Source organism: Pseudomonas sp. CK-NBRI-02 (assembly GCF_008124495.1).
GTDB lineage: Bacteria > Pseudomonadota > Gammaproteobacteria > Pseudomonadales > Pseudomonadaceae > Aquipseudomonas > Aquipseudomonas guariconensis.
In genome coordinates this window covers 68807-92644 of record NZ_VSJH01000008.1, presented here as the reverse complement: position 1 = coordinate 92644, position 23838 = coordinate 68807, and the positions used below count along the sequence as shown (strand labels likewise).

Genomic DNA, 23838 nt, shown 5'->3' with positions numbered 1-23838 from the left:
TGTAGGGGCTACAAGCTGTATTGCTGGGTCTTGCGCCGGCGCCACTGCTGCAGACGCAGGTTCAGCTGCAGGGGGCTGTCGAGCTGCTGGCGGCGGGCCTGGCTGAGCAGGATGAGGGCCAGTTCGGCTGTGACCAGGGCATCGGCGCTGGCGTGATGGCGTTCTTCTGCCTGCAGGCCGAAGCGGGCGATCCAATCGTCCAGGCTGGCTTCGCGCAGCACGGTATCGGGGTTGAGCATCGGGGCCATGTCGGCCACATCGAAGAAGTGATGCTGCAGACGATAGCCGAGGCTGTCCTTCAGGGCGCGAGCCAGCATGCGCTGGTCGAAGGGGGCGTGAAACGCCAGCACGGGACTGTCGCCAATGAATTCCAGCAAGTCGAGCAGTGCAGTGGCCGGGTCGCAGCCAGCGGCCAGGGCGCTGGGGCCCAGGCCATGAATCAGGACGCTGGGGTTGGTCTTCTGCGCCGGGCGGTGCAGGGTGCGCTCGAACTGTTGGCGGAAATCGATGGCGCCATCCTCGATGGCGACCGCGCCGATCGACAGCACCTGGTCACGGTTGACGTTCAGCCCGCTGGTCTCCAGGTCCAGCACCACCCAGCGCTGCTCGCGCAACGACAGCACGCCCAGTGTCGGCGCGGTCTTGGGTAGACGCGCAATGCGCTGGCACAAGTCGGCGTCCAGCGACGGCTGGGTCGGTCGCAGCCAGGCGAACAAGCTCATAACTGATACCGCAGGGCCAGGCTGCTTTGCAGGCGCTGAGCCTGGCGCAGGGACTCACGCAGGATGCGTCGGTCCAAGTGGTTAAGGCTGTCCGGGTCGAGCCGGTTGGAGTAGGGCAGGTTGTCACGGCTTTGGCGCTGGTGCTGCTGCATGCGGGTCTGCTGGATGAAGTGGTAGGCCTCCTCGTAGGCGGCGCCATCCAGTGGCTCGATGATGCCCCGGGCTACCAGGTGGCGCAGACGTTCCAGGGTATTGCAGGCCTTGATGCCATTGGCCAGCGCCAGCAGGCGTGCGCCATCGACGAAGGGGGTCAGTCCCTGGACCTTGAGGTCGAGGGTCGCGGCCTTGTCGTTGCCCTGACGGGTCAGCACGAACTCGCGCAGGCGGCCTACCGGCGGGCGTTGGCGCAGGGCGTTGTCGGCCATCATGCGCTGGAAGATACGGTTGTCAGCGACCTGCTCGAGAATACCGCGGCGCAGTTGTTCGCAGCCCTGTTCGTCGCCCCAGACCACCCGCAGGTCGAAATAGATGCTCGAACCCAGCAGGTTTTCGGGGCTGGCCTCACGGATGAAACCGGCGAAGCGGCGCGCCCATTCGCTGCGCGACAGGCACAACTCGGGATTGCCGGCCATGACATTGCCTTTGCACAGGGTGAAGCCGCACTGGGCCAGGCACTGATTGATGTACTGGGCAAGTGGCAGCAGTCGGGCGCGAATCGCCTCGGCCTCGGCGGCGTCATTGGCTTCGAAGAGAATGCCGTTGTCCTGGTCGGTGTGCAGGGTCTGCTCGCGGCGGCCTTCGCTGCCAAAGCACAGCCAGCTGAACGGCACGCCCGGATCGCCGCGCTCGGCCAGGGCCAGCTCGATTACCCGGCACACGGTATGGTCGTTGAGCAGGGTAATGATCTGGGTGATCTGCGTCGAAGAGGCGCCGTGGGCAAGCATGCGTTCGACCAGTTGGCCGATCTCGCCGCGCAGCGATACCAGGTTCTCCAGGCGTGGGGCGTGGCGAATGGTGCGGGCCAGGTGCACCAGGTCGACCCGTTGCAAGGAGAACAGGTCCCGCTCGGACACTACGCCGCACAAGCGTTGGTTATCCACCAGGCAGACGTGGGCGATATGCCGTTCGGTCATGGCCATGGCGGCGTCGAAGGCGCTGGCCTGGGGGCTGAGGTAGAACGGCTGGGCGGTCATGTAGCGCTCGATCGGCGCGGTCAGTTCGGCGCTGGCGTCGGCCACTACCTGGCGCAGGTCGCGCAGGGTGAAGATGCCGAGGGGGAAGCGCTGTGGATCGACGATGACGATGCTGCCGACCTGCTGTTCGTGCATCAGCCCCACGGCTTCGCGCAAAGGGGTGTCCGGTGTGCACACCACCGGGTGACGCATGGCCAGCTCGCCTAGCGGCGTATTGAGGGAATACTGGGTCCCCAGGGTTTCCACGGCGCGCTGGCGTACTTGCTGGTTGACCTGGTCGAGCAGGCTGCTGACGCCACGCAAGGCGAAATCGCGAAATGGCTCGGACAACGAGAACACGCGGATGAACGCGCTCTTGTCCAGTTGCAGGCAGAAGGTGTCCTCTCCGGCCAGGTGCTCGGTGCGCGTGGCCCGCTCGCCCAGCAGCGCTGCCAGAGGGAAGCACTCGCCGCTGGCGATTTCGAAGGTGGTTTCCATGCCCGGCTTGGTGACGTGCTGGCGCTCGCCGACCACTCGGCCTTGCTTGACGATGTAGAAGTGTTCGACCGGGCCGTCGGCCGGTTTGATGATGCTCTCGCCGCTGGCGTAGAAGCGCAGCTGGCATTGCTCCACCAGGTAAGCCAGGTGGCTGGGCTCCATCTGATTGAACGGCGGGAAGCGCTGCAGGAACTGCAGGGTACCCTGGATGTTCTGCAGCACTGCCGTTCTGCCGGCCTGGCTGTAGGCGTCCTTCTTGCTCATGGAACTGACCGCATTTAGGGGGCACTAGGCGCAGGCCCTGTTGTTCTAAGGCTCCATGGTCGGCCGCTGGCCGTGCGGTGCCCATTGGACGTAAGTCTATAAGGCACGGCACGCCCCGCCTGGCAGGCGCCTGGGTGTCAAATAGACGACGAAAGGTGCCTTGCATAGCGTTGTTTTGCGGTCTGAACTCTTAGAACGGGATTTTTTTGACGAGATGAACATGGCCGAGCATGACGACATCCTCAGTGACGACGAGCGCGAGGCATTGGCCACGCTGACCGCTCCGGCTGCGCCGGCGCAACGGGTGCTGGTCGTGGACGATGATGTCGCGAACCGTGAAGCGTTGTGTCTTTACCTCAAGTCCAAGGGAATCGACTGCATCACTGCTGACGGTGCCCAGGCGGCGCTGAGCCTGCTCAAGCGCAGGGCCAACATCGGCCTGATGATCACCGACCTGCGCATGGAGCCCAAGGACGGGCTGGAACTGATTCGGCAGGTGCGTGAATCGCAGTGTGCGGCGCTTTCGATCATCGTGGTGTCGGGCGACACCGATGTGAAGGAGGCGGTGGACGTGATGCACCTTGGGGTGGTGGATTTCCTGCTCAAGCCAGTGGACCTGGACAGGTTGCTGGAGCTGGTGAGAAAGGAACTGGGAATCGAATGAAGCATTGGGGCCGCAGAGCGGCCCCAAAAGGTTTTACAGCCCGTTGCGTGCCTTGAACTCGCGGCGACGACGGTGCAGCACTGGCTCGGTGTAGCCGTTCGGCTGCTTGGCGCCTTCGATGACCAGCTCGATAGCGGCCTGGAACGCGATGTTGTCATCGAAGTTCGGTGCCATCGGGCGGTACAGGGCGTCGCCGGCGTTCTGCTTGTCGACCACCGCCGCCATGCGCTTGAGGCTTTCCAGAATCTGCTCCTGGCTGACGATGCCATGGCGCAGCCAGTTGGCCAGCAGCTGGGCGGAGATACGCAGGGTGGCGCGGTCTTCCATCAGACCGACATCGTTGATGTCCGGCACCTTGGAGCAGCCTACGCCCTGGTCGATCCAGCGGACCACGTAACCCAGGATGCCCTGGGCATTGTTGTCCAGCTCGTTGCGGATTTCTTCTTCCGACCAGTTGGTGTCGGTCGCCAGCGGAATGGTCAGGATGTCGTCCACCGAAGCCGGTGTGCGCTTGGCCAGCTCGCGCTGACGCTCCTGCACGTTGACCTTATGGTAGTGCAGGGCGTGCAGGGTGGCGGCGGTCGGCGATGGTACCCAGGCGGTGTTGGCGCCGGCCAGTGGGTGAGCGATCTTCTGCTCGAGCATGGCGGCCATCAGGTCCGGCATGGCCCACATGCCCTTGCCGATCTGGGCGCGACCTTGCAAACCGGTGGCCAAGCCGATGTCGACGTTGTTGTTTTCGTAGGCGCCGATCCACTTCTCGTTCTTCATGGCGCCTTTGCGCACCACGGCACCGGCTTCCATGGAGGTGTGGATTTCATCACCGGTACGGTCGAGGAAGCCGGTGTTGATGAATACCACGCGCTCGGCGGCAGCCTTGATGCAGGATTTGAGGTTGACCGTGGTACGGCGCTCCTCGTCCATGATGCCGACTTTGACGGTGTTGCGCTTCATGCCCAGCAGGTCTTCGACGCGGCTGAAGATCTCGGCGGCGAAGGCCACTTCCTCCGGACCGTGCATCTTCGGCTTGACGATGTAGACGCTGCCGGTGCGGGTGTTCTTGCGGGTGGTATTGCCCTTGAGGTTGTGCAGGGCGATCAGGTTGGTGAACAGACCGTCCTGGATACCTTCGGGAATCTCGTTGCCTTGGGCGTCGAGGATCGCCGGGTTGGTCATCAAGTGACCGACGTTGCGCACGAACAGCAGCGAACGACCGTGCAGGGTGACGGTGCCACCGGCGGCTGCGGTGTACTCACGGTCAGGGTTCATGGTGCGGGTGAAGGTCTTGCCGCCTTTGGTCACGCTTTCGGACAGGTCGCCTTTCATCAGGCCCAGCCAGTTGCGATAGACCACGACCTTGTCGTCGGCATCGACCGCGGCGACGGAGTCTTCGCAGTCCATGATGGTGGTCAGAGCCGATTCCATCAGGATGTCCTTCACGCCGGCTGCGTCGGTGCTGCCGACCGGGGTGCTGGCATCGAACTGGATTTCGAAGTGCAGGCCGTTGTGCTTGAGCAAGATGGCGGTCGGGGCGCTGGCATCACCACGGAAACCGATCAGCTGAGCGTCATCGCGTAGGCCGCTGTTGCTGCCGCCCTTGAGGGCGACGATCAGCTTGCCACCGTCGATGCGATAGCCGGTGGAGTCGACGTGGGAGCCGGCCGCCAGGGGCGCGGCTTCGTCGAGGAAGGCGCGACCGAAGGCAATGACCTTGTTGCCGCGGACCGGGTTGTAGCCTTGGCCTTTCTCGGCACCGCCTTCGTCGCTGATGGCGTCGGTGCCATAGAGTGCGTCGTACAACGAACCCCAACGAGCGTTGGCGGCGTTGAGGGCGAAGCGGGCATTCATTACCGGCACGACCAGCTGTGGGCCGGCCATGTGGGCGATTTCTTCGTCCACGTTCTCGGTGGTGGCCTGGAAATCGTCGGCTTGTGGCAGCAGGTAGCCGATTTCCTGGAGGAAGCTCTTGTAGGCCACGGCGTCATGGGCCTGGCCTCTGCGTGCCTGGTGCCAGGCATCGATCTTGGCTTGCAGTTCGTCGCGCTTGGCGAGCAGGGCTTTGTTCTTTGGAGCGAGGTCATTGATGATCTTTTCCGCACCGGCCCAGAACTGCTCGGCGACGATGCCGGTCCCTGGAATGGCTTCGTCGTTGACGAAGTCGTACAGGACCTTGGCGACCTGAAGGCCACCGACTTGAACGTATCCAGTCATTGCTTGCCTCACTCTGCTCAGCTATTTCGCTCTTCTGTATTAAGCCTGTAGCGCTTCTCTAAACACGGCACCAGTACTTGCCCTCGTCTGAGCGCGGCTGGGTGCGGCTCGCCAGACGGGCTGGCGGGCGGGTTGCGTATTTTCACAGGCGCCTTGGCAGACATCCAAACGACGTTTTGTAGTCCGCACCGAGGCATACTACATGAGGCAGTAGGCTGGTGAACATCAGACTAAAAGCGTCGTTGTGCGACCAATCGGTCGCGTATGGTCACGCTGGGAGAGGATATGTTCGCAAAAAACAGGTGGATTGTTCCAGATAAATCTTGAAACAGTACACGATTCGTCGTGCGAACCGCCCTGCGGCAGGTTGCCGCGCCTTGCCTATACTGAGGCGATGCCCCCGTATTTCGCCGCGTGCAGCGGTGTCCTAGACCTAACAGCAGAGCTCAGGAGCGGCCCCGTGGACCATCTCGTACTGACAGTGATCGCCCCCGATAAAGCCGGGCAGGTCGAGCGTATCGCTCAATGCATCGCCGAGCATAACGGTAACTGGCTGGAGAGTCGCATGTCGCGGATGGCCGGGCAGTTTGCCGGGATCTTGCGTGTGGCGGTGCCGGCCGAGTCCTATGACGACTTGGTGGAGGCCCTGCAAAAGCTTTCCAGCCACGACATTCGCGTGCTGATCGCCGAGAGCGGTATCGAGCCTTCCTGCACCTGGAAACCGATCGCCATGGAGCTGGTGGGCAACGACCGGCCCGGGATCGTGCGCGATATCACCCGGTTGCTGGCCGAGCAGGGCGTGAATCTGGAGCGCTTCACGACCGAGGTGCGCCCGGCGCCGATGAGCAGCGAGCCGCTGTTTTGTGCCGATGCATTGTTGGCGCTGCCGCTGACGTTATCCTTGGATGACCTGCAACGGCGGCTGGAGAGCCTGGCGGATGATCTGATGGTCGAGCTGAAGTTGCGGCCTGAAGAGTGAATGCTGGCGGGTAATCCCGTGGAAGGGTTATCCCAGATTCGTGGGGGCGGCGCTGTGGATAACCTGGGGGTGCACCGCTGTAGCCCAGGCCTGTCAGGGCTTCCGGCACTTTGAGCAAAAAATGTCCAGATTTCAGTGCGTTGTGCACAAAGCGCGGGGACGAGGGTGTGGATAACCTTTGGAGACATCGCTGCAGGCCACGTCGTACGTGGCTTGCAGCGGGCTGTTCGTTTTTTGATCAGGCGCGTTTGCGCAGGCTCAGCCAGGCATCCACGCTGTAAAGGGCCAGGCCTGCCCAGATGAAGACGAACGCCAGCAGGGTGCTGGACGACAGGTGTTCACCGAACAGCAGTACCGCCTGCAGCAGAACCAGAGTCGGCGCCAGGTACTGCAGGAAGCCCAGGGTGGTGTAGGGCAGGTGACGCGCGGCGGCGTTGAAGCACACCAGCGGAACCAGGGTGACCGGCCCGGCTGCCATCAGCCAGAGGGCTTCGCTGCTGATGTAGAAGCTGGCATGGGCGCTGGTCGCCTCTGGATTGAGGAGCAGCCAACCGGCGGCCAGGGGGACCAGCATCCAGGTTTCCACCACCAGGCCAGGCAGGGCTGCGACCGGTGCCTGTTTGCGGATCAGGCCATAGAAGCCGAACGACAACGCCAGCACCAGCGACACCCACGGCAGGCTGCCGACTTGCCACACCTGCTGGGCCACACCCACCGCCGCCAGGCCCACTGCCAGCCATTGCAGGCGACGCAGGCGCTCGCCGAGCAACAACATGCCCAGCAGGACGTTCACCAAGGGGTTGATGTAGTAACCCAGGCTGGCTTCGAGCATGCGTCCGTTGTTCACCGACCACACATAGGTCAGCCAGTTGCCGGCGATCAACGCCCCGCTCAGGGCCAGGATGCCCAGGCGGCGCGGGTTTTCACGCAGTTCGCGCCACCAGCCCGGGTGCTTCCAGACCAGCAGCAGGAGCGAGCCGAACAGCGCCGACCAGAGTACGCGGTGGACGATGATTTCCACCGCCGGGACGCTCTGGATGGCTTTGAAGTACAGGGGGAACAGGCCCCAGATGATGTAGGCGCTCAGGCCCAGGATGTACCCGCGGCGCGGGTTGGCGGCGTGCATGGAGAGTCCTTGCTTAGGTAACTAAATACTGCACGCCTATTGTAGACAGACCACCTGTCGCTTCTAAAACAATTTCAGCGGTTCTTCATCCAGCGCTGCGATCTGTTCGCGCAGGGCGAGGATCTGATCGCCCCAGTAACGCGGCTGGCCGAACCAGGGGAAGCTCGGCGGGAATGCCGGGTCGTCCCAGCGCCGGGCCAGCCAGGCGCTGTAGTGCAGCTGGCGCAGGGCACGCAGCGGTTCGATCAAGGCCAGTTGGCGCGGGTCGAAGTCGTGGAATTCGTTGTAGCCGTCGATCAGCTCCGCCAACTGGCCCATGCGCTCCTCGCGGCTGCCGGCGAGCATCATCCACAGGTCCTGGACCGCAGGCCCCATGCGGCAGTCATCGAGGTCGACGATATGGAAGGCCTCATTGCGGAACATCAGGTTGCCTGGGTGGCAGTCGCCGTGCAGGCGAATCATTTCATGCGGGGTGCGGGCGTAGAGGCGTTCGACCCGTTGCAGCAGGTCCCGGGCAACGGATTCGAAAGCCGGTCGCAGTTCTTTGGGTACGAAGTTACCTTCGAGCAAGGTGTTCAGCGAGGCATGACCGAAGTTATCCACCGCCAGCGTTTCGCGGTGCTCGAAGGGGCGGGCAGCGCCGACCGCGTGCAGGCGTCCGAGCAGTTGGCCCAGGCGGTAGAGCTGATCGAGGTTGCCCGGCTCCGGTGCGTGGCCGCCACGGCGAGGAAACAGCGTGAAACGAAAGCCCTGGTGTTCGAACAGGCTGCGGCCTTCGTGCAGCAGGGGAGCCACCACCGGTACGTCGCATTCGGCCAGCTCGGCGCTGAAGCGGTGTTCCTCGAGGATCGCATCGTCCGTCCAGCGTCCGGGGCGGTAGAACTTAGCGATCAGCGGTTGCGCGCCTTCGATGCCCACTTGGTAGACCCGGTTCTCGTAGCTGTTGAGGGCCAGCACCCGGGCATCGCTGAGAAAGCCCAGGCTTTCCACGGCGTCCAGGACCAGGTCGGGGGTGAGGGTGTCGAAGGGGTGGGACATGAAGGCTCCGGGCACGGCGGCAGGATAAGGTGCCATGGTAGCGCAGGTTGACCAGAGGCTGCCCTGGCCCTGTTACACCGGAACCCCCAGCAATACATAAGAGGGATGAAACTGCACACGCACTTGGCTACCGGCATCCAGCTCATGCTGTGTAAGCCAGTGCTCATCGGCAAAGGCGCACAGGGTCTGCCCGTTACCCAGCACCAGCCGCACTTCGCTGGGCCCGTCTTCATCGGTCAGTACCTGTTCGACGGTGGCCATAAGGCAATTGCTGCCCGCTTCGACGTGATCGCCCTCGAGGAGCAACTGCACCCAGCCGGCCTTGAGCAGCGCGACCACGGTGGTATCGAGCGTCAGCTCCAGGCGCTCGGTGCTGCCTCGGGTGATCAGCGCCTCGATCTGTAACCCGCCGCCAAGATCGAGGCTGACCCGGTCGTGCCGCCCTTCGCGGCGCAACCCGCTGATGCGTCCTTGCAGCTGGTTGCGGGCACTGGTGCGCAGCATCAGGCGGCCGAGCAGATCGAGGTCACTGCTTTCTTCGGCGGCGTCCAGCAACTGGGCCTGCAGGGTTTGCAAACGTTGATACAGGCGCAACACCCGCTCGCCTTCGGCCGACAGACGCGCACCGCCACCCCCACGTCCGCCCGTGCTGCGCTCCACCAAGGGTTGGGTGGCCAGGTTGTTGAGCTCATCGATGGCGTCCCAGGCAGCTTTGTAGCTGATGCCGGCCGCCTTGGCAGCGCGGGTGATCGAACCTTGTTCGGCAACATGTTGCAGCAAGGCGATGCGCTGAGGACGACGGGCGATGTGCTGGGTGAGCAGGGCAGGTAGTGACATGACGGAGGTCGGTCTCGGTGAAGATGCTGTGACGGTGCCGGTGGCCTGTTGGCAAGTCAAGACAAGGTGCCCTCCCTGCGATGGTGCCAGCACCACTCACACCTGCCCTGGTTTGGGCGTGCGCGCCAGGCAATACACGTCGACCCGCCGGGCACCGGCTTTGCGCAGCAGTGTGGCGATGGCCTGGGCGGTGGCGCCAGTGGTCAATACGTCATCGATGATGGCCAGGTGAAGGCCATCGAGCCGGGCATCGGGTGCGAGCCCGAACGCCTGGCGCAGGTTGCGCTGCCGGGCCTTGGCGCCGAGGGTCTGTTGGGCAGGGGTGTCGCGGGGCCGGCGCAGCAATTGCTCGTTGCACGGGATGTTCACTTGCGCGGATAGCCACCGTGCCAGCAAGGCAGCCTGGTTGAACCCTCGTCGGCGCAGTCGACGAGCAGCCAGGGGTACGGGTAACAACTGGTCAGGTTTTGCCAGCCCCTCGGCGAAGCGATGCGACAGCGCCTGGCCCAGCAAACGGGCCATCAATCGGCCAAGCGGCCACTGGCTGTGATGCTTGAAACGGCTCACCAGCGTGTCGATGGGAAATCCGAAGTACCAGGGCGCCACGACGTGGTCGAAGGCCGGCCTATAGCGGCTGCAATGGCCGCAGGTCAAACCGGCCATCGGCAGGGGTAGGGCGCATCGGATGCAGTGATCGTCCAGCCAGGGCAGTGCGTGCTCGCATTCGGTGCACAGGGGATAGGCCTGGTCGGCGGGCTCGTCACAGAGCAAACAGTGCTGGCTAATATTTATACACTTGTAAACCAAGTGTTTTGCGAGTGGTTGACAGTGCATGGGCCTTCCATGAGTATGCGAGCTATCCGTGATGCGCTGGCGGGCTTTCCTGTCCCGGCGCCAGCAAGAGCCTAAACAAGGAAACACCGATGAGCGCCAGCACAACTGCAACAACACGTCACGACTGGTCCCTGGCCGAGGTCAAGGCCCTGTTCCAGCAGCCGTTCAACGACCTGCTGTTCCAGGCGCAGACCGTGCATCGCGCGCACTTCGACCCAAACCGCGTGCAGGTTTCCACGCTGCTGTCGATCAAGACCGGCGCCTGCCCGGAAGATTGCAAATATTGTCCGCAGTCCGGCCACTACAACACCGGCCTGGAAAAACAGAAGCTGATGGAAGTGCAGAAGGTGTTGGAAGAAGCCGCTCGGGCCAAGGCCATCGGCTCCACCCGCTTCTGCATGGGCGCTGCCTGGAAGCACCCGTCGGCCAAGGACATGCCCTACGTCCTGGAGATGGTCAAAGGCGTCAAGGCCATGGGGCTGGAAACCTGCATGACCCTCGGCAAGCTCGATCAAGAGCAGACCAAAGCCCTGGCCGACGCCGGCCTGGACTACTACAACCACAACCTGGATACCTCGCCGGAGTTCTACGGCAGCATCATTACCACCCGCACCTATGCCGAGCGTCTGCAGACCTTGGCCTATGTGCGCGATGCGGGGATGAAGATCTGCTCCGGTGGCATCCTTGGCATGGGCGAGTCGCTCGATGACCGCGCCGGCCTGCTGATCCAGCTGGCCAACCTGCCGGAGCATCCGGAGTCGGTACCGATCAATATGCTGGTCAAGGTCGCTGGGACACCGCTGGCCGAAGAGGAAGACGTCGACCCGTTCGATTTCATCCGCATGCTCGCGGTAGCGCGCATCCTCATGCCCAAGTCCCACGTGCGTCTCTCCGCTGGCCGCGAGCAGATGAACGAACAGATGCAGGCCCTGGCCTTCATGGCTGGCGCCAACTCGATCTTCTATGGCGAGAAGCTGTTGACCACCGCCAACCCGCAAGCTGACAAGGACATGCAACTGTTCGCCCGTCTCGGTATCCAGCCCGAAGCGCGCGAAGAGCACGCCGATGAGGTGCACCAGGCGGCCATCGAGCAGGCACTGGTCGAACAACGCAGCAACGAGCTGTTCTACGACGCAGCACAGGCCTGACATGGCGTTCGACCTGGCGGCGCGCCTGGCCGAACGGCGCGCCGCGGATCTGTACCGGCAGCGGCCATTGCTCGAAAGCCCCCAAGGGCCGGAGGTGGTGGTCGATGGCCAGCCGCTCTTGGCCTTTTGCAGCAACGATTACCTAGGGCTGGCCAACCACCCGGAAGTGATCGCCGCCTGGCGTGCAGGCGCCGAGCGCTGGGGAGTGGGGGGAGGTGCCTCGCATCTGGTGGTCGGTCACAGCACGCCTCATCACCAGGTGGAAGAAGCCCTGGCCGAACTGACCGGACGCCCACGCGCGCTGCTGTTTTCCACCGGCTACATGGCCAACCTCGGCGCCATCACCGCCTTGGTGGGGCAAGGCGACACGGTGCTGCAGGATCGTCTCAATCATGCCTCGCTGCTCGATGGCGGCCTGCTCAGCGGTGCGCGTTTCAGCCGTTACCTGCACAACGACCCCGTGAGCCTGGCCAACCGCCTGGAGAAGGCGACCGGCAATACGCTTGTGGTCACCGATGGCGTGTTTAGCATGGACGGCGACCTGGCCGACCTGCCTGCGCTGGCCAAGGCCGCCCGCACTCATGACGCCTGGCTGATGGTCGATGACGCCCATGGACTGGGCACGCTCGGTGCCCAGGGTGGCGGCATCGTCGAGCATTTCGGCCTGGGCGTTGAGGATGTTCCGGTGTTGATTGGTACCCTGGGCAAGGCGTGCGGCACCGCTGGTGCTTTCGTGGCCGGCAGCGAGGAGTTGATCGAGGCGTTGGTGCAGTTCGCCCGTCCCTATATCTACACCACCAGCCAGCCGCCAGCGCTGGCCTGCGCCACGCTCAAGAGCCTCGAGCTGCTGCGCCGCGAGACCTGGCGCCGCGAGCACCTGGCGGCATTGATCCGCCAGTTCCGCGAGGGTACCGAGCAGATCGGGCTGGCGCTGATGGACAGCCCGACCGCGATCCAGCCGATCCTGATCGGCGACAGCGCACGCGCCCTGCAGTTGTCCCGGATGCTGCGCGAGCGGGGCTTGCTGGTGACTGCGATCCGCCCACCGACCGTCCCCGCCGGCAGTGCACGCCTGCGCGTGACCCTGAGCGCGGCCCACAGCGAGGCGCAGGTCCAGCTATTGTTGAATGCATTGGCCGAGTGTTACCCACTGCTGGAGTCCGCCGATGCGTAACCGACTGATCCTCTTGCCCGGCTGGGGTCTGGGCACTGCTGCACTTGAACCCCTGGCTGCCAGTCTCAGGGCCCAGGATTCACGTCTGCAGGTCGAGCTGATGCCGCTGCCGGAGCTCGCCGATGCCGATGTCCATGCCTGGATCGATTACCTGGACCGCAAGCTGCCCACCGACAGTTGGCTGGGCGGCTGGTCGTTCGGGGGCATGCTCGCCAGTGCCCTGGCGCACACACGTGGCGATCACTGCTGTGGTCTGGTGACGCTCGGCAGCAACCCGAGCTTCGTCCAGCGCGCTGATTGGCCCCATGGCATGGCAGTGGACACCTTCGGTACGTTCCTCGACGGCTGTCGCAGCCATACGCAGGTGACCCTCAAGCGTTTTCGCAGCTTGTGCAGCGATGGCGCGCAAATGCCGCGCACGCTACTGCGCCAGTTGGGTGTCGGCGTGCCGGACACCGATCCGCTCTACCTGGCCACAGGGCTGGAAGTGCTGGCCAAGCTGGACACCCGCAATGCCCTGGAGCAGTACGGCGGGCCGCAATTGCATCTGTTTGCCGGCAGCGATGCGCTGGTGCCGGCGGAGGCAGCCAAGGCCTTGAGCGAGTTGTTGCCGGATGTGGAAGTCGGCCTGGTCGAAGACAGTTCCCACGCCTTCCTGCTGGAGTATCCACAGGAGCTGGCGGCGGGTATCAAGAGTTTCCTGCATGAGAGTGGTGATGACTGACCTTTCCCGTCCGACCCTGCCCGGCACTCTGCCGGACAAGCGCCAGGTGGCGGTCTCGTTCTCCCGCGCTGCAGCCAGCTACGACAGCGTGGCGGCCCTGCAACGGGCGGTGGGCCTGGCGCTGCTCGGCCAGCTCCCTGCTGACCTGCAGCCTGAGCGCTGGCTTGACCTGGGCAGCGGCACGGGGCATTTCAGCCGCGCCCTGGCCGAGCGCTTCAGCGCTGCGACGGGTGTGGCAGTGGACATCGCCGAAGGCATGTTGCGCCATGCCCGTGAACAGGGCGGGGCGCATCATCATGTGGCGGGCGATGCCGAGCGGCTGCCGTTGCGCGATGACAGTGTCGACCTGGTGTTCTCCAGCTTGGCGGTGCAATGGTGCGACCAGTTCGGCAGCGTGCTGAGCGAAGCCCGCCGTGTGCTGCGGCCGGGCGGGGTGCTGGCATTCAGCAGCCTGTGCGTCGGCACCCTCGATGAGCTGCGTGCCAGTTGGCAGGCGGTGGACGGCCTGGTCCACGTCAATCGTTTCCGACGCTTGGAGGACTATCAGCGGCTGTGTGGCCAGAGTGGCCTGCAGGTGCTTGGCCTGGAGCGTCGCCCGCATGTCCTGCATTACCCAGACGTGCGCAGCCTGACCCACGAGCTCAAGGCCCTGGGGGCGCACAATCTCAACCCTGGACGGCCTTCGGGCCTGACCGGGCGGGCGCGGATGCAGGGCCTGTTGCAGGCCTATGAACGCTTCCGCCAGCCCGAGGGCCTGCCGGCCACCTACCAGGTGGTCTATGGCGTACTGCGCAAACCCTTGGCAGACGAGGCGTGACATGAGCCAGGCCTATTTCATCGCGGGCACCGACACCGATGTCGGCAAGACCACCATCGCGGCCGGGCTGCTGCATGCGGCGCGGTTGGAGGGCTTGAGCACCCTGGGCGCCAAACCGGTGGCATCCGGCTGCACGCCAGGCGCCAAGGGCCTGCGCAACGCCGACGCCCTGGCCTTGATCGCCGAAAGCTCGGTGAAGCTGCCCTACGAGCAGGTCAATCCATTCGCATTCGAGCCGGCCATCGCTCCGCATGTGGCGGCCCGTGAGGCAGGGGTCAGCCTGGACGTACCGGTGCTGCTGCAGGCCATGCAGCATGTACTGGCCCAAGGGGCCGACTTCACACTGGTGGAGGGGGCAGGGGGCTGGCGGGTGCCGTTGTCCGCCCATGCCCATCTGTCGGACCTGGCTATCGCCTTGAAGCTGCCGGTGATCCTGGTGGTGGGCGTGCGCCTGGGCTGCATCAACCACGCTTTGCTGAGCGCTGAAGCCATCGCCCGTGATGGGCTGCCACTGGCAGGATGGGTGGCCAATATCGTCGACCCGCGGACGTCGCGTCTGGAAGAAAACCTCGCCAGCCTCGCCGAGCGATTGCCGGCGCCTTGCCTGGGACGGGTGCCGAAGCTCAAGCAGGCCACAGCCGAGGCCGTGGCGGAGCACCTGCACTTGGATCTTCTGGATTGACGCGCTCAACATTGTCTATTAAGTGGCACAAGGCTATTAGGTATTTAAACGGGCCTTTTACGCTTTCGGCTGCTTTAATAAGCCTGACCTCGCATCCTGCGTCTTTGGAGTCCTGACATGGAAATCACCGGTAGCACTGCCTATTACGCTGGCCTTGGCGCCATCCAGGCCGGGCAGAACCGAGTCGACCAAGCCGCCAGTCAAATCGCCAGCAGCACCGTCGAGCGTGCCGCCACCAGCCAGTCCAGCGACTATCAAGCCGAACGCCTGCGAGCGGTCGATCGCAGCCAGCAGATGGACCTGGCCACCAGCACCGTCGAGTTGGCGCTGGGCAAGCATGAAGTCGCATTGGGCGTGAAAGTCGCCAAAGCCTCGGACGAGATGCTTGGCCGGTTCATCGATACTTACGTCTGATCCAACCCCCCATCCACCGCCTAGACTCCTTGTAGAGCGGCGGTTCTATCCGCTGATTTTCTGACCTCAACCAGACGGCTCCGTTGTCTGTGTCGTCCTATTCGCGGTTAAACCTGCGAACAGGCTGCGGCATCCAGGGTCGCTTCGGCGCTTATGGCGTTTATGTCGTGTTTCGCGGCGTAAATGGCACCATAGTCCATCCTTGACATTGGGCGGGGCTAAACGTAAGTTTCAAACAACTGTTTGACCGAAAGCCGCCAAGAGCTGGTTGGTACCTGCGGTCTCTCCACTGGACTCATCACAGAGGTTCATCGCTATGCCTGATTACAAAGCCCCCTTGCGTGATATTCGCTTCGTCCGTGACGAGCTGCTCGGCTACGAGGCGCATTATCAGAGCCTGCCGGGTTGCCAGGACGCCACGCCGGACATGGTCGACGCGATCCTCGAGGAAGGCGCGAAGTTCTGTGAGCAGGTGCTGGCGCCCCTGAACCGTGTCGGTGACCTGGAAGGCTGCACCTGGAGCGAGTCTGGCGTTAAGACCCCGACCGGTTTCAAGGAGGCCTACCAGCAGTTCGTCGAAGGCGGCTGGCCGAGCCTTGCGCATGACGTGGAACATGGCGGCCAAGGTCTGCCTGAGTCCCTGGGCCTTGCCATCAGCGAAATGGTCGGTGAGTCCAACTGGTCCTGGGGCATGTACCCAGGCCTGTCCCACGGCGCCATGAACACCCTGTCTGCCCACGGCACCGCCGAGCAGCAGCACACCTACCTGACCAAGCTGGTGACCGGTGAGTGGACCGGCACCATGTGCCTGACCGAGCCGCACTGCGGTACTGACCTGGGCATGCTGCGCACCAAGGCCGAGCCCCAGGCGGATGGTACCTACAAGGTGTCCGGCACCAAGATCTTCATTTCCGCTGGCGAGCACGACATGGCCGACAACATCGTCCATATCGTCCTGGCCCGCCTGCCCGATGCCCCGGCGGGCACCAAAGGCATCTCGCTGTTCATCGTGCCGAAGTTCCTGCCCAACGCCGAAGGCGGTGTTGGCGAGCGCAACGCCGTGAGCTGTGGCTCCATCGAGCACAAGATGGGTATTCACGGCAATGCCACCTGCGTGATGAACTTCGACGGCGCCACCGGCTTCCTGATCGGCCCTGCCAACAAGGGCCTGAACTGCATGTTCACCTTCATGAACACCGCCCGCCTGGGCACCGCGCTGCAGGGCTTGGCCCACGCCGAAGTGGCTTTCCAGGGTGGCCTTAAGTATGCCCGCGAGCGTCTGCAGATGCGTTCGTTGACCGGCCCGAAAGCGCCAGACAAAGCAGCCGACCCGATCATCGTCCACCCGGACGTGCGCCGCATGCTGCTGACCATGAAGGCCTTCGCCGAAGGCAACCGCGCCATGGTCTACTTCACCGCCAAACAAGTGGACATCGTCAAGTACAGCCAGGACGAGGAAGAGCGCAAGAAAGCCGACGCCCTGCTGGCCTTCATGACTCCGATCGCCAAGGCCTTCATGACCGAGGTTGGCTTCGAGGCTGCCAACCACGGTGTGCAGATCTACGGTGGCCATGGCTTCATCGCCGAGTGGGGCATGGAGCAGAACGTACGCGACAGCCGCATCTCCATGCTGTACGAGGGCACCACCGGTATCCAGGCCCTGGACCTGCTCGGTCGTAAGGTGCTGATGACCCAGGGCGAGGCGCTCAAAGGCTTCACCAAGATCGTGCACAAGTTCTGCCAGGCCCAGGAAGGCAACGAAGCCGTCAAGGAATTCGTCGAGCCGCTGGCCGCGCTGAACAAGGAGTGGGGCGAACTGACCATGAAGGTGGGCATGGCCGCGATGAAAGACCGCGAAGAAGTCGGTGCTGCCTCGGTGGACTACCTGATGTATTCCGGCTACGCCTGCCTGGCGTACTTCTGGGCCGACATCGCCCGCCTGGCTGCCGAGAAGCTGGCCGCCGGCACCAGCGAAGAGGCGTTCTACACTGCCAAGCTGCAAACCGCGCGCTTCTACTTCCAGCGTATCCTGCCGCGTACCCGTGCGCACGTGGCGGCCATGCTGTCCGGCGCGGGCAACCTGATGGCCATGAAGGAAGAAGACTTCGGTCTGTCCTGCTGAGCCAAGCGGTAACCAGGAAAAACCGCCTGCCTTCACCGGCAGGCGGTTTTTTTTTTGCCTGGCGCTGCAAGCACACATCCAGCAATCGTTTAAACGTTCCGTGTATTCATCTATTCATGTGCGCTGCCGATGAACTAGAGGCACAATGCTATTATTGATCTGCCGGGTCGGAGATTGCCTTTTGTTTCGTCTATCCGCTGTACGCGCGAGCCATTTCCTGCCTTCGTTGTTCCTGTTGCTGTCGGGGCTGGCGGCAGCTTATGTGAGGGACCTCAGCGTCTTCTTCACCTCCCTATTCAATGTACTGCCGACATTGGTGTTGTTGCTCGGCGGTGCCTATTGCGCCGTGTACCGTCGCCAGCGCGAGCTGTTCTTGATGGTCACGGTGTACATCGCCTACTTCCTGCTCGACACGCAGACCGATTTCTATCGCGACAACGGCCGGGTCCGAGAGGATGCGGCGGTCGTGTTCCATCTGGTCTGCCTGCTGTTGCCCCTCCTGTTCGGGCTGTTCGCGGCGTGGCAGGAGCGCACCCACCTGGCCCAAGACCTGCTCGCCCGCTTCGCCGTGCTGTTCGCCGTCGGCAGCGTGGCAGTGGCGTTGGAGCAGAGTTTTCCCCAGGCACTGCTGAGCTGGTTGGCGGAGATTCGCTGGCCATCGCTGCATGGTCAATGGATGAGCCTGATCCAGCTGGCCTATCCACTGTTCCTGGGGATGTTCGTGCTCTTGGTGGTGCAGTACCTGCGCCAGCCACGGCCCTTGCATGCGGCGCAGATCATCGGTCTGATCGGCATCTTCTGGATGCTGCCCAAAACATTCATCCTGCCGTTCACCCTCAACATCATGTGCAGTCAGGTCATGCTGATGATCGCAGCGGCGGTGTCTCACGAGGCCTATCAAATGGCCTTTCGCGATGAGCTGACTGGCCTGCCGGGGCGCCGCGCTCTGAATGAGCGCATGCAGCGGCTGGGGCGCAACTACGTGATCGCCATGACCGATGTGGACCACTTCAAGAAATTCAACGACACCCATGGTCACGATGTCGGTGACCAGGTGTTGCGTCTGGTGGCCAGTCGCTTGGGGCGTGTGACCGGGGGTGGGCGCGCCTATCGCTACGGTGGCGAGGAGTTCGCGCTGGTCTTTGCCGGCAAGACGGTCGAGGAGTGCACGCCCCACCTGGAAGCGGTGCGGGAAATGATTGCCAACTATGCGATCCAGCTGCGTGACCAGAACAGCCGCCCACAGGACGATTCGACCGGACGTCAGCGCCGCGCGGGCGGCGCGGGCAGTACGGTCTCGGTGACCATCAGCATTGGGGTTGCGGAACGCCAGGTGGATCATCGTTCACCGGACGAGGTGCTCAAGTCAGCCGACGAGGCGCTCTACAGCGCCAAGGGAGCCGGTCGTAACTGCGTCATGGTTTTCGGGCAGCATTCCCGGCGCGGGGCGGTTCGCATGGCGTCGTGATCGTGGTGACTGAAACTGACTTATCAGTCGCATGATGACCCTATGTCTCGTAAAAGTTGTTCGGTTACACTGGCTCCAACCTAGTGTCGCGATCCTGAGGGATCGCCCCGACCTGATAGCGAGAGGTTGTCATGGCTGAGTACAAAGCGCCGCTGCGCGACATGCGTTTCGTTCTGAATGAAGTCTTCGAGGTGGCCAAGCTCTGGTCCCAACTGCCGGCCCTGGCCGAGGCGGTCGATCAGGATACCGCCATGGCTGTTCTGGAAGAGGCGGGCAAGGTCACCGGCAAGACCATCGCTGGGCTAAGCCGTAGCGGCGACGAAGAAGGCTGCCATTGGGACAACGGCACCGTGCGCACCCCGGCTGGCTTCATCGAGGCCTACAAGACCTACGCCGAAGGCGGCTGGGTGGGCGTGGGCGGTGACCCGCTGTTTGGCGGCATGGGCATGCCCAAAGCCATTTCGGCGCAGGTCGAAGAGATGGTCAACGCCTCCAGCCTTGCCTTTGGCCTATACCCGATGCTGACCGCAGGTGCCTGCCTGTCGATCAACGCCCACGCCAGCGAGGCACTGAAGGAAAAGTACCTGCCCAACATGTACGCCGGTGTCTGGGCCGGCTCCATGTGCCTGACCGAGCCCCATGCCGGTACCGACCTGGGAATCATCCGTACCAAAGCCGAGCCCCAGGCTGACGGCAGTTACAAGGTCAGCGGCACCAAGATCTTCATCACCGGCGGCGAACACGACCTGACTGAGAACATCATCCATTTGGTGCTGGCCAAGCTGCCGGATGCGCCGGCGGGTCCCAAAGGCATCTCGCTGTTCCTGGTGCCTAAGTTCCTGGTCAACGAAGATGGCAGCCTGGGGGCACGAAACCCGGTCACCTGCGGCTCGATCGAGCACAAGATGGGCATTCAGGCCTCGGCCACCTGCGTGATGAACTTCGATGACGCCACCGGTTACTTGGTGGGCGAGCCGAACAAAGGCCTGGCGGCCATGTTCACCATGATGAACTACGAGCGCCTGGGTGTTGGCATCCAGGGCCTGGCGTCGGCCGAGCGCTCCTACCAGAACGCTGTCGAGTATGCCCGCGAACGCTTGCAGAGCCGGGCACCGACCGGCCCGCAGGCCAAGGACAAGGCCGCCGATCCGATCATCGTCCACCCCGACGTGCGTCGCATGTTGCTGACCATGAAGGCGCTGATCGAAGGCGGGCGTGCCTTCTCCACCTATGTCGCCCTGCAACTGGACAGCGCCAAGTACAGCGAAGATGCCGCCACGCGCAAGCGCAGCGAAGAGTTGGTAGCGTTGCTGACCCCCGTGGCCAAGGCCTTCCTCACCGACCTGGGCCTTGAGTGCACCGTTCACGGCCAGCAGGTGTTCGGCGGTCACGGATACATCCGCGAATGGGGGCAGGAGCAACTGGTCCGCGATGTGCGAATCACCCAGATCTACGAAGGCACCAACGGCATCCAGGCCCTGGACCTGATGGGACGCAAGGTGATCGGCAGTGGCGGCGCGTTCTACCGCCTGTTCTCCGATGAGATCCGTCAGTTCATTGCCAGCGCCGGTGCCGAGCTGGATGAGTTCACCCAGCCACTGGCCACCGCGCTCGACGAGCTGGACGGGTTGACCGAATGGGTACTGGCGCAGGCCAAGGGCAACCCCAACGAGATCGGTGCGGCCTCGGTGGAGTACCTGCAGGCGTTCGGTTACGTGGCTTATGGCTACATGTGGGCTTTGATGGCGCGCGCTGCTCGGGCCGGCAAGGACGACGAGGCGTTCTATGGTGCCAAGCTTGGCACCGCGCGCTTCTACTTTGCCCGTCTGCTGCCGCGCGTGAATTCGCTGGTGGCATCGGTGAAAGCCGGTAGCGAGACGTTATACCTGCTCGACGCCGCACAGTTCTGATATCGCCCATGTAAGCCCGCTCCTACACGGTCACCACGGCCAGGTAGGAGTGGGCTTTTTTTCGAGTGCGAATCCACAGCATGTCGTCTTTTGAGACTTTTGTGTAAGTGATTTCTTACACGACGCGGTGGCTTTTTTCCTCTTTTCTGAAATTGGATCCAGGGCTAATCTTCACCCCATGGACGTAGCGCAGGATGCGCAATGGACAGAACAGGGACAACGTAGGATTTCCTGCCAGGGTGGCGGGGCGATAAGGATGTCAAGGGAAACAGTCTGGAAAACCCCGCTTCGGCGGGGTTTTCTTTGTCCGCTCGTTTTTCAGCCAAGCACGTCCAAGGGCGAAACGCCTGGCAGGCGGGCGTCGGTCTCTTCCTCCAGCAGTGTACGCAGCAGTTCCACCGAGGCCTGCTGGCGCTGGGCATCGCGGAACACCAGGCCGACCTTCAGCGGCACCCTCGGTTCGCTCAAAGGCTTCCACAGCAAGTCCTGGTCATCTTCGGTGGCATCCTTCGCCCGGCCGGGCAGGATGGTTGCCAAGGCGGTATGGGCCAGGCTGTCGAGAATCCCCGCCATGTTGTTCATCTCCGCCTGCACTTGCGGCCTGCGCCCCAGGCTGGCCAGTTGCGCCTGCCAGATCTGCCGAATCTGGAACTCTTCGCCGAGCATCAGCATCGGCAACTCAGCCGCCTGGCGCAACGAGACTTTCTTGAAGTCCTTCAAGGGGTGGGTATTGGGGATGACCAATTGAAGTTCATCTTCGTACAACAGCAATCCATGCAAGCCCGGTTGGCGTGGCGGCAGGTAGCTGATGCCGATATCCAGGCTGCCATTAAGTAGGCGCCGCTCGATTTCTAACCCTGACAACTCATAGATCTGCACCACCAGGTGCGGTTGAGCCCGGCGCACGCGCTCCAGCAATTGCGGTACCAAACTCGGGCGCACGGTCTGCAGTACGCCGATGGCCAGCGTACGCAGAGACTGGCCTTTGAAGTTGCGCATCGCTTCATGGGCGCGCTGCAGGCCGTCAAGCAAGGGCAGGGCGTGGTTGTACAAGGTATGGGCGGCGAGGGTCGGCAGCAGGCGTTTGTTGCTGCGCTCGAACAGACTCAGGTCGAGGCTGTGTTCAAGTTGGCGGATCTGCTGCGACAACGCCGGCTGGGACAGCGACAGGCGCTCGGCGGCCCTGCCCACATGGCCTTCTTCATACACCGCGACGAAATAGCGCAGTTGTCGAAAATCCATAAGATCTACTTATCGAAAAAGCTGGAAAAACGGAATGGCCGAATGTCGGCTTGAAGCCTAGTCTATCGCCGTATTCCAAAGGGTTACAGCGCTCGCCGAGCCGATTGTTACCTGCAGGGAAAAACACTTTTGATAGGCAAGGCAAAATAAACCGCTGCCGACCCTGACCCAGATGGCTGGAGCCCCGATGAACCTGTTCAACCTGCGCCGTTCGGCCCCTGCCGCTGCCGAGCCCAAGCCTGCTCCGGTGAGCGCGCCAGCGGCGTCGGAGCCGACCCGCGAACGGCTGATGCCAAGCGCCGAGCGGGCGCCTCAGGTGTTCGTACGAGGCCAGGGCTCTTGGCTGTGGGACAACCAAGGCCATGCCTACCTGGACTTCACCCAGGGCTGCGCCGTCAACAGTCTCGGCCACAGCCCAAGCGTGCTGGTCAAGGCCCTGGGCAACCAGGCCCAGGCGCTGATCAACCCTGGCGCGGGGTTCCACAGTCGTGGCTTGCTGAGTCTGGTCGATCGCCTCTGCCAGAGCACCGGCAGCGATCAAGCCTACCTGCTCAACAGCGGTGCCGAGGCCTGCGAGGGCGCCATCAAGCTGGCGCGCAAATGGGGGCAGCTGCATCGCAACGGCGCCTATCACATCATCACTGCCAGCCAGGCCTGCCATGGACGCAGCCTGGGGGCGCTGTCGGCTTCCGACCCGTTGCCCTGCAATCGCTGCGAGCCTGGCCTGCCAGGTTTCAGCAAGGTGCCCTTCAACGACCTCGCGGCCCTGCACGCCGCCGTGGACTCGCGCACCGTGGCGATCATGCTCGAGCCGATCCAGGGCGAAGCGGGGGTGATCCCGGCGACTCGCGAGTATCTGCAAGGGGTCGAGCGTCTGTGTCGCGAACTCGGCATCCTGCTGATCCTCGACGAGGTGCAGACGGGCATCGGCCGTTGTGGCGCCCTGCTCGCCGAGCAGACCTACGGCGTGCGTGCCGACATCATTACCTTGGGCAAAGGCCTGGGTGGTGGTGTGCCGCTGGCGGCCTTGCTGGCCCGCGGCAGCGCATGCTGCGCCGAGCCGGGCGAACTGGAGGGCAGCCATCATGGCAACGCGCTGATGAGCGCGGCCGGCCTTGCGGTACTGGAGACTGTGCTCGAGCCAGGCTTCTTCGAACACGTGCAGGACAGCGGTCGCCACCTGCGTGACGGCCTCAGCCGCCTGGCCGGTCGTTATGGCCAGGGCGAAGTGCGTGGCCAAGGGCTGCTCTGGGCGCTGCAGTTGCACGAGGACCTGGCCCGCGAGCTGGTCGAGGCGGCGCTGCACGAGGGGCTGCTGCTCAACGCACCGCAGGCCGATGTGGTGCGCTTCTCTCCAGCGCTGACCGTGAGCAAGGGCAACATCGACGAGATGCTCCTGCGCTTGGCCCGCGCCTTCGCCCGCCTGCATGCCCAGCAACACAGTCGCCGCGAGGTTTCGGCCTGACCGGCCCCGGGCGCCACGAATTTCACCGAACCGTCTCGCGTTCCTGCGCATCGCCCTTGGCCAGCAGTATTTGGCTCGGGGCGTTTTTTTTGCCTGGCGCTTGGTCATGGAACCCTGGCGTGGCCCGGCTAGTCTCTTTTGAAACCCTTCCAAGGAGAGACGAACATGGATTTCATCCGCATCATCATCGCTATCATCCTGCCGCCACTGGGCGTATTCCTCCAGGTCGGGTTCGGCGGCGCGTTCTGGCTGAACATTCTGCTGACATTGCTGGGTTACATTCCGGGCATCGTGCACGCGGTGTATATCATCGCCAAGCGCTGACAC

Annotated in this window: 21 protein-coding genes; 13 read left to right on the top strand and 8 right to left on the bottom strand. The window is 63.3% G+C overall.

Annotation, left to right across the window (positions count from 1 at the left end; all coding sequences use genetic code 11):
• Window positions 1–8: 8 nt before the first annotated feature.
• Both DQ397_RS08225 and DQ397_RS08220 read right to left on the bottom strand, forming a co-directional pair.
• The gene (locus DQ397_RS08225) at window positions 9–722 is read right to left on the bottom strand and encodes a PolC-type DNA polymerase III (protein ID WP_043212639.1); all 714 of its coding nucleotides are present in this window, start codon (window positions 720–722) and stop codon (window positions 9–11) included.
• Entirely contained in the window at window positions 719–2656 is a 1938-nt protein-coding gene (locus DQ397_RS08220; RefSeq protein WP_043212641.1) for a DUF294 nucleotidyltransferase-like domain-containing protein, read from the bottom strand. The genes DQ397_RS08225 and DQ397_RS08220 overlap by 4 nt, the downstream gene beginning before the upstream one ends.
• A 214-nt stretch (window positions 2657–2870) precedes the next feature.
• On the opposite strand from DQ397_RS08220, the gene DQ397_RS08215 reads away from it, so the two are divergent.
• Window positions 2871–3320 carry a response regulator gene (locus DQ397_RS08215; RefSeq protein ID WP_232095199.1) on the top strand — a complete coding sequence of 150 codons (450 nt, stop codon included), beginning with the start codon at window positions 2871–2873 and terminating at the stop codon, window positions 3318–3320.
• Window positions 3321–3353: 33 nt separating this feature from the next.
• On the opposite strand, the gene DQ397_RS08210 is transcribed toward DQ397_RS08215, so the two are convergent.
• Window positions 3354–5531 carry a malate synthase G gene (locus DQ397_RS08210; RefSeq protein ID WP_043212643.1) on the bottom strand — a complete coding sequence of 726 codons (2178 nt, stop codon included), beginning with the start codon at window positions 5529–5531 and terminating at the stop codon, window positions 3354–3356.
• A 460-nt stretch (window positions 5532–5991) separates the two neighbouring features.
• Between DQ397_RS08210 and DQ397_RS08205 the strand changes: the two genes are divergently transcribed.
• On the top strand, window positions 5992–6510 hold the full coding sequence (locus DQ397_RS08205; RefSeq protein WP_043212645.1) for a glycine cleavage system protein R: 519 nt from the start codon (window positions 5992–5994) through the stop codon (window positions 6508–6510).
• A gap of 238 nt (window positions 6511–6748) precedes the next feature.
• On the opposite strand, the gene rarD is transcribed toward DQ397_RS08205, so the two are convergent.
• The 4 genes from rarD to DQ397_RS08185 form a co-directional block, all read right to left on the bottom strand.
• A complete protein-coding gene (rarD, locus tag DQ397_RS08200; RefSeq protein ID WP_043212649.1) occupies window positions 6749–7636 on the bottom strand; it encodes an EamA family transporter RarD in 888 nt (295 codons plus the stop codon).
• Window positions 7637–7699: 63 nt separating this feature from the next.
• Window positions 7700–8674: a serine/threonine protein kinase gene (locus DQ397_RS08195; RefSeq protein ID WP_043212651.1), complete on the bottom strand. Its 975-nt coding sequence runs from the start codon at window positions 8672–8674 to the stop codon at window positions 7700–7702.
• 72 nt (window positions 8675–8746) lie between these two features.
• On the bottom strand, window positions 8747–9511 hold the full coding sequence (locus tag DQ397_RS08190; protein WP_043212653.1) for a TOBE domain-containing protein: 765 nt from the start codon (window positions 9509–9511) through the stop codon (window positions 8747–8749).
• 96 nt (window positions 9512–9607) lie between these two features.
• Window positions 9608–10345 carry a ComF family protein gene (locus DQ397_RS08185; protein WP_043212655.1) on the bottom strand — a complete coding sequence of 246 codons (738 nt, stop codon included), beginning with the start codon at window positions 10343–10345 and terminating at the stop codon, window positions 9608–9610.
• Window positions 10346–10434: 89 nt separating this feature from the next.
• Between DQ397_RS08185 and bioB the strand changes: the two genes are divergently transcribed.
• From bioB to DQ397_RS08140, 9 genes are all read left to right on the top strand, one after another.
• Window positions 10435–11493 carry a biotin synthase BioB gene (bioB, locus tag DQ397_RS08180; RefSeq protein WP_043212657.1) on the top strand — a complete coding sequence of 353 codons (1059 nt, stop codon included), beginning with the start codon at window positions 10435–10437 and terminating at the stop codon, window positions 11491–11493.
• Window position 11494: 1 nt separating this feature from the next.
• Window positions 11495–12667, top strand: coding sequence for an 8-amino-7-oxononanoate synthase (gene bioF, locus DQ397_RS08175; protein WP_148921528.1), 1173 nt, complete (start codon window positions 11495–11497; stop codon window positions 12665–12667).
• Window positions 12660–13391, top strand: a complete 732-nt coding sequence (locus DQ397_RS08170; RefSeq protein WP_043215850.1) for an alpha/beta fold hydrolase — start codon at window positions 12660–12662, stop codon at window positions 13389–13391. The genes bioF and DQ397_RS08170 overlap by 8 nt, the downstream gene beginning before the upstream one ends.
• Window positions 13384–14208, top strand: coding sequence for a malonyl-ACP O-methyltransferase BioC (gene bioC / locus DQ397_RS08165; RefSeq protein ID WP_043215851.1), 825 nt, complete (start codon window positions 13384–13386; stop codon window positions 14206–14208). The genes DQ397_RS08170 and bioC overlap by 8 nt, the downstream gene beginning before the upstream one ends.
• A gap of 1 nt (window position 14209) precedes the next feature.
• Window positions 14210–14890, top strand: coding sequence for a dethiobiotin synthase (gene bioD / locus DQ397_RS08160; protein WP_043215852.1), 681 nt, complete (start codon window positions 14210–14212; stop codon window positions 14888–14890).
• Window positions 14891–15007: 117 nt separating this feature from the next.
• Window positions 15008–15304 carry a hypothetical protein gene (locus tag DQ397_RS08155; protein WP_043215853.1) on the top strand — a complete coding sequence of 99 codons (297 nt, stop codon included), beginning with the start codon at window positions 15008–15010 and terminating at the stop codon, window positions 15302–15304.
• Between the two features lie 316 nt (window positions 15305–15620).
• A complete protein-coding gene (locus DQ397_RS08150; RefSeq protein ID WP_043215854.1) occupies window positions 15621–17426 on the top strand; it encodes a phenylacyl-CoA dehydrogenase in 1806 nt (601 codons plus the stop codon).
• A gap of 181 nt (window positions 17427–17607) precedes the next feature.
• Window positions 17608–18894, top strand: a complete 1287-nt coding sequence (locus tag DQ397_RS08145) for a diguanylate cyclase (protein WP_090346249.1) — start codon at window positions 17608–17610, stop codon at window positions 18892–18894.
• 131 nt (window positions 18895–19025) lie between these two features.
• Window positions 19026–20804: an acyl-CoA dehydrogenase C-terminal domain-containing protein gene (locus DQ397_RS08140; protein ID WP_043210343.1), complete on the top strand. Its 1779-nt coding sequence runs from the start codon at window positions 19026–19028 to the stop codon at window positions 20802–20804.
• Between the two features lie 318 nt (window positions 20805–21122).
• Here DQ397_RS08140 and DQ397_RS08135 read toward each other — a convergent pair whose 3' ends face one another.
• Window positions 21123–22046, bottom strand: coding sequence for a LysR family transcriptional regulator (locus DQ397_RS08135; protein ID WP_043210345.1), 924 nt, complete (start codon window positions 22044–22046; stop codon window positions 21123–21125).
• Between the two features lie 187 nt (window positions 22047–22233).
• On the opposite strand from DQ397_RS08135, the gene DQ397_RS08130 reads away from it, so the two are divergent.
• Both DQ397_RS08130 and DQ397_RS08125 read left to right on the top strand, forming a co-directional pair.
• Window positions 22234–23511: an aspartate aminotransferase family protein gene (locus tag DQ397_RS08130; protein WP_043210346.1), complete on the top strand. Its 1278-nt coding sequence runs from the start codon at window positions 22234–22236 to the stop codon at window positions 23509–23511.
• A gap of 165 nt (window positions 23512–23676) precedes the next feature.
• On the top strand, window positions 23677–23835 hold the full coding sequence (locus DQ397_RS08125) for a YqaE/Pmp3 family membrane protein (RefSeq protein WP_009681539.1): 159 nt from the start codon (window positions 23677–23679) through the stop codon (window positions 23833–23835).
• Window positions 23836–23838: the final 3 nt, after the last annotated feature.

What these genes read in the sequence shown, in the direction of transcription:
- DQ397_RS08225 (WP_043212639.1), bottom strand. Translation starts at nt 722, where the DNA reads ATGAGCTTGTTCGCCTGGCTGCGACCGACCCAGCCGTCGCTGGACGCC.
- DQ397_RS08220 (WP_043212641.1), bottom strand. Translation starts at nt 2,656, where the DNA reads ATGAGCAAGAAGGACGCCTACAGCCAGGCCGGCAGAACGGCAGTGCTG.
- DQ397_RS08215 (WP_232095199.1), top strand. Translation starts at nt 2,871, where the DNA reads ATGAACATGGCCGAGCATGACGACATCCTCAGTGACGACGAGCGCGAG.
- DQ397_RS08210 (WP_043212643.1), bottom strand. Translation starts at nt 5,531, where the DNA reads ATGACTGGATACGTTCAAGTCGGTGGCCTTCAGGTCGCCAAGGTCCTG.
- rarD (WP_043212649.1), bottom strand. Translation starts at nt 7,636, where the DNA reads ATGCACGCCGCCAACCCGCGCCGCGGGTACATCCTGGGCCTGAGCGCC.
- DQ397_RS08195 (WP_043212651.1), bottom strand. Translation starts at nt 8,674, where the DNA reads ATGTCCCACCCCTTCGACACCCTCACCCCCGACCTGGTCCTGGACGCC.
- DQ397_RS08190 (WP_043212653.1), bottom strand. Translation starts at nt 9,511, where the DNA reads ATGTCACTACCTGCCCTGCTCACCCAGCACATCGCCCGTCGTCCTCAG.
- DQ397_RS08185 (WP_043212655.1), bottom strand. Translation starts at nt 10,345, where the DNA reads ATGCACTGTCAACCACTCGCAAAACACTTGGTTTACAAGTGTATAAAT.
- bioB (WP_043212657.1), top strand. Translation starts at nt 10,435, where the DNA reads ATGAGCGCCAGCACAACTGCAACAACACGTCACGACTGGTCCCTGGCC.
- bioF (WP_148921528.1), top strand. Translation starts at nt 11,495, where the DNA reads ATGGCGTTCGACCTGGCGGCGCGCCTGGCCGAACGGCGCGCCGCGGAT.
- DQ397_RS08170 (WP_043215850.1), top strand. Translation starts at nt 12,660, where the DNA reads ATGCGTAACCGACTGATCCTCTTGCCCGGCTGGGGTCTGGGCACTGCT.
- bioC (WP_043215851.1), top strand. Translation starts at nt 13,384, where the DNA reads ATGACTGACCTTTCCCGTCCGACCCTGCCCGGCACTCTGCCGGACAAG.
- bioD (WP_043215852.1), top strand. Translation starts at nt 14,210, where the DNA reads ATGAGCCAGGCCTATTTCATCGCGGGCACCGACACCGATGTCGGCAAG.
- DQ397_RS08155 (WP_043215853.1), top strand. Translation starts at nt 15,008, where the DNA reads ATGGAAATCACCGGTAGCACTGCCTATTACGCTGGCCTTGGCGCCATC.
- DQ397_RS08150 (WP_043215854.1), top strand. Translation starts at nt 15,621, where the DNA reads ATGCCTGATTACAAAGCCCCCTTGCGTGATATTCGCTTCGTCCGTGAC.
- DQ397_RS08140 (WP_043210343.1), top strand. Translation starts at nt 19,026, where the DNA reads ATGGCTGAGTACAAAGCGCCGCTGCGCGACATGCGTTTCGTTCTGAAT.
- DQ397_RS08135 (WP_043210345.1), bottom strand. Translation starts at nt 22,046, where the DNA reads ATGGATTTTCGACAACTGCGCTATTTCGTCGCGGTGTATGAAGAAGGC.
- DQ397_RS08130 (WP_043210346.1), top strand. Translation starts at nt 22,234, where the DNA reads ATGAACCTGTTCAACCTGCGCCGTTCGGCCCCTGCCGCTGCCGAGCCC.
- DQ397_RS08125 (WP_009681539.1), top strand. Translation starts at nt 23,677, where the DNA reads ATGGATTTCATCCGCATCATCATCGCTATCATCCTGCCGCCACTGGGC.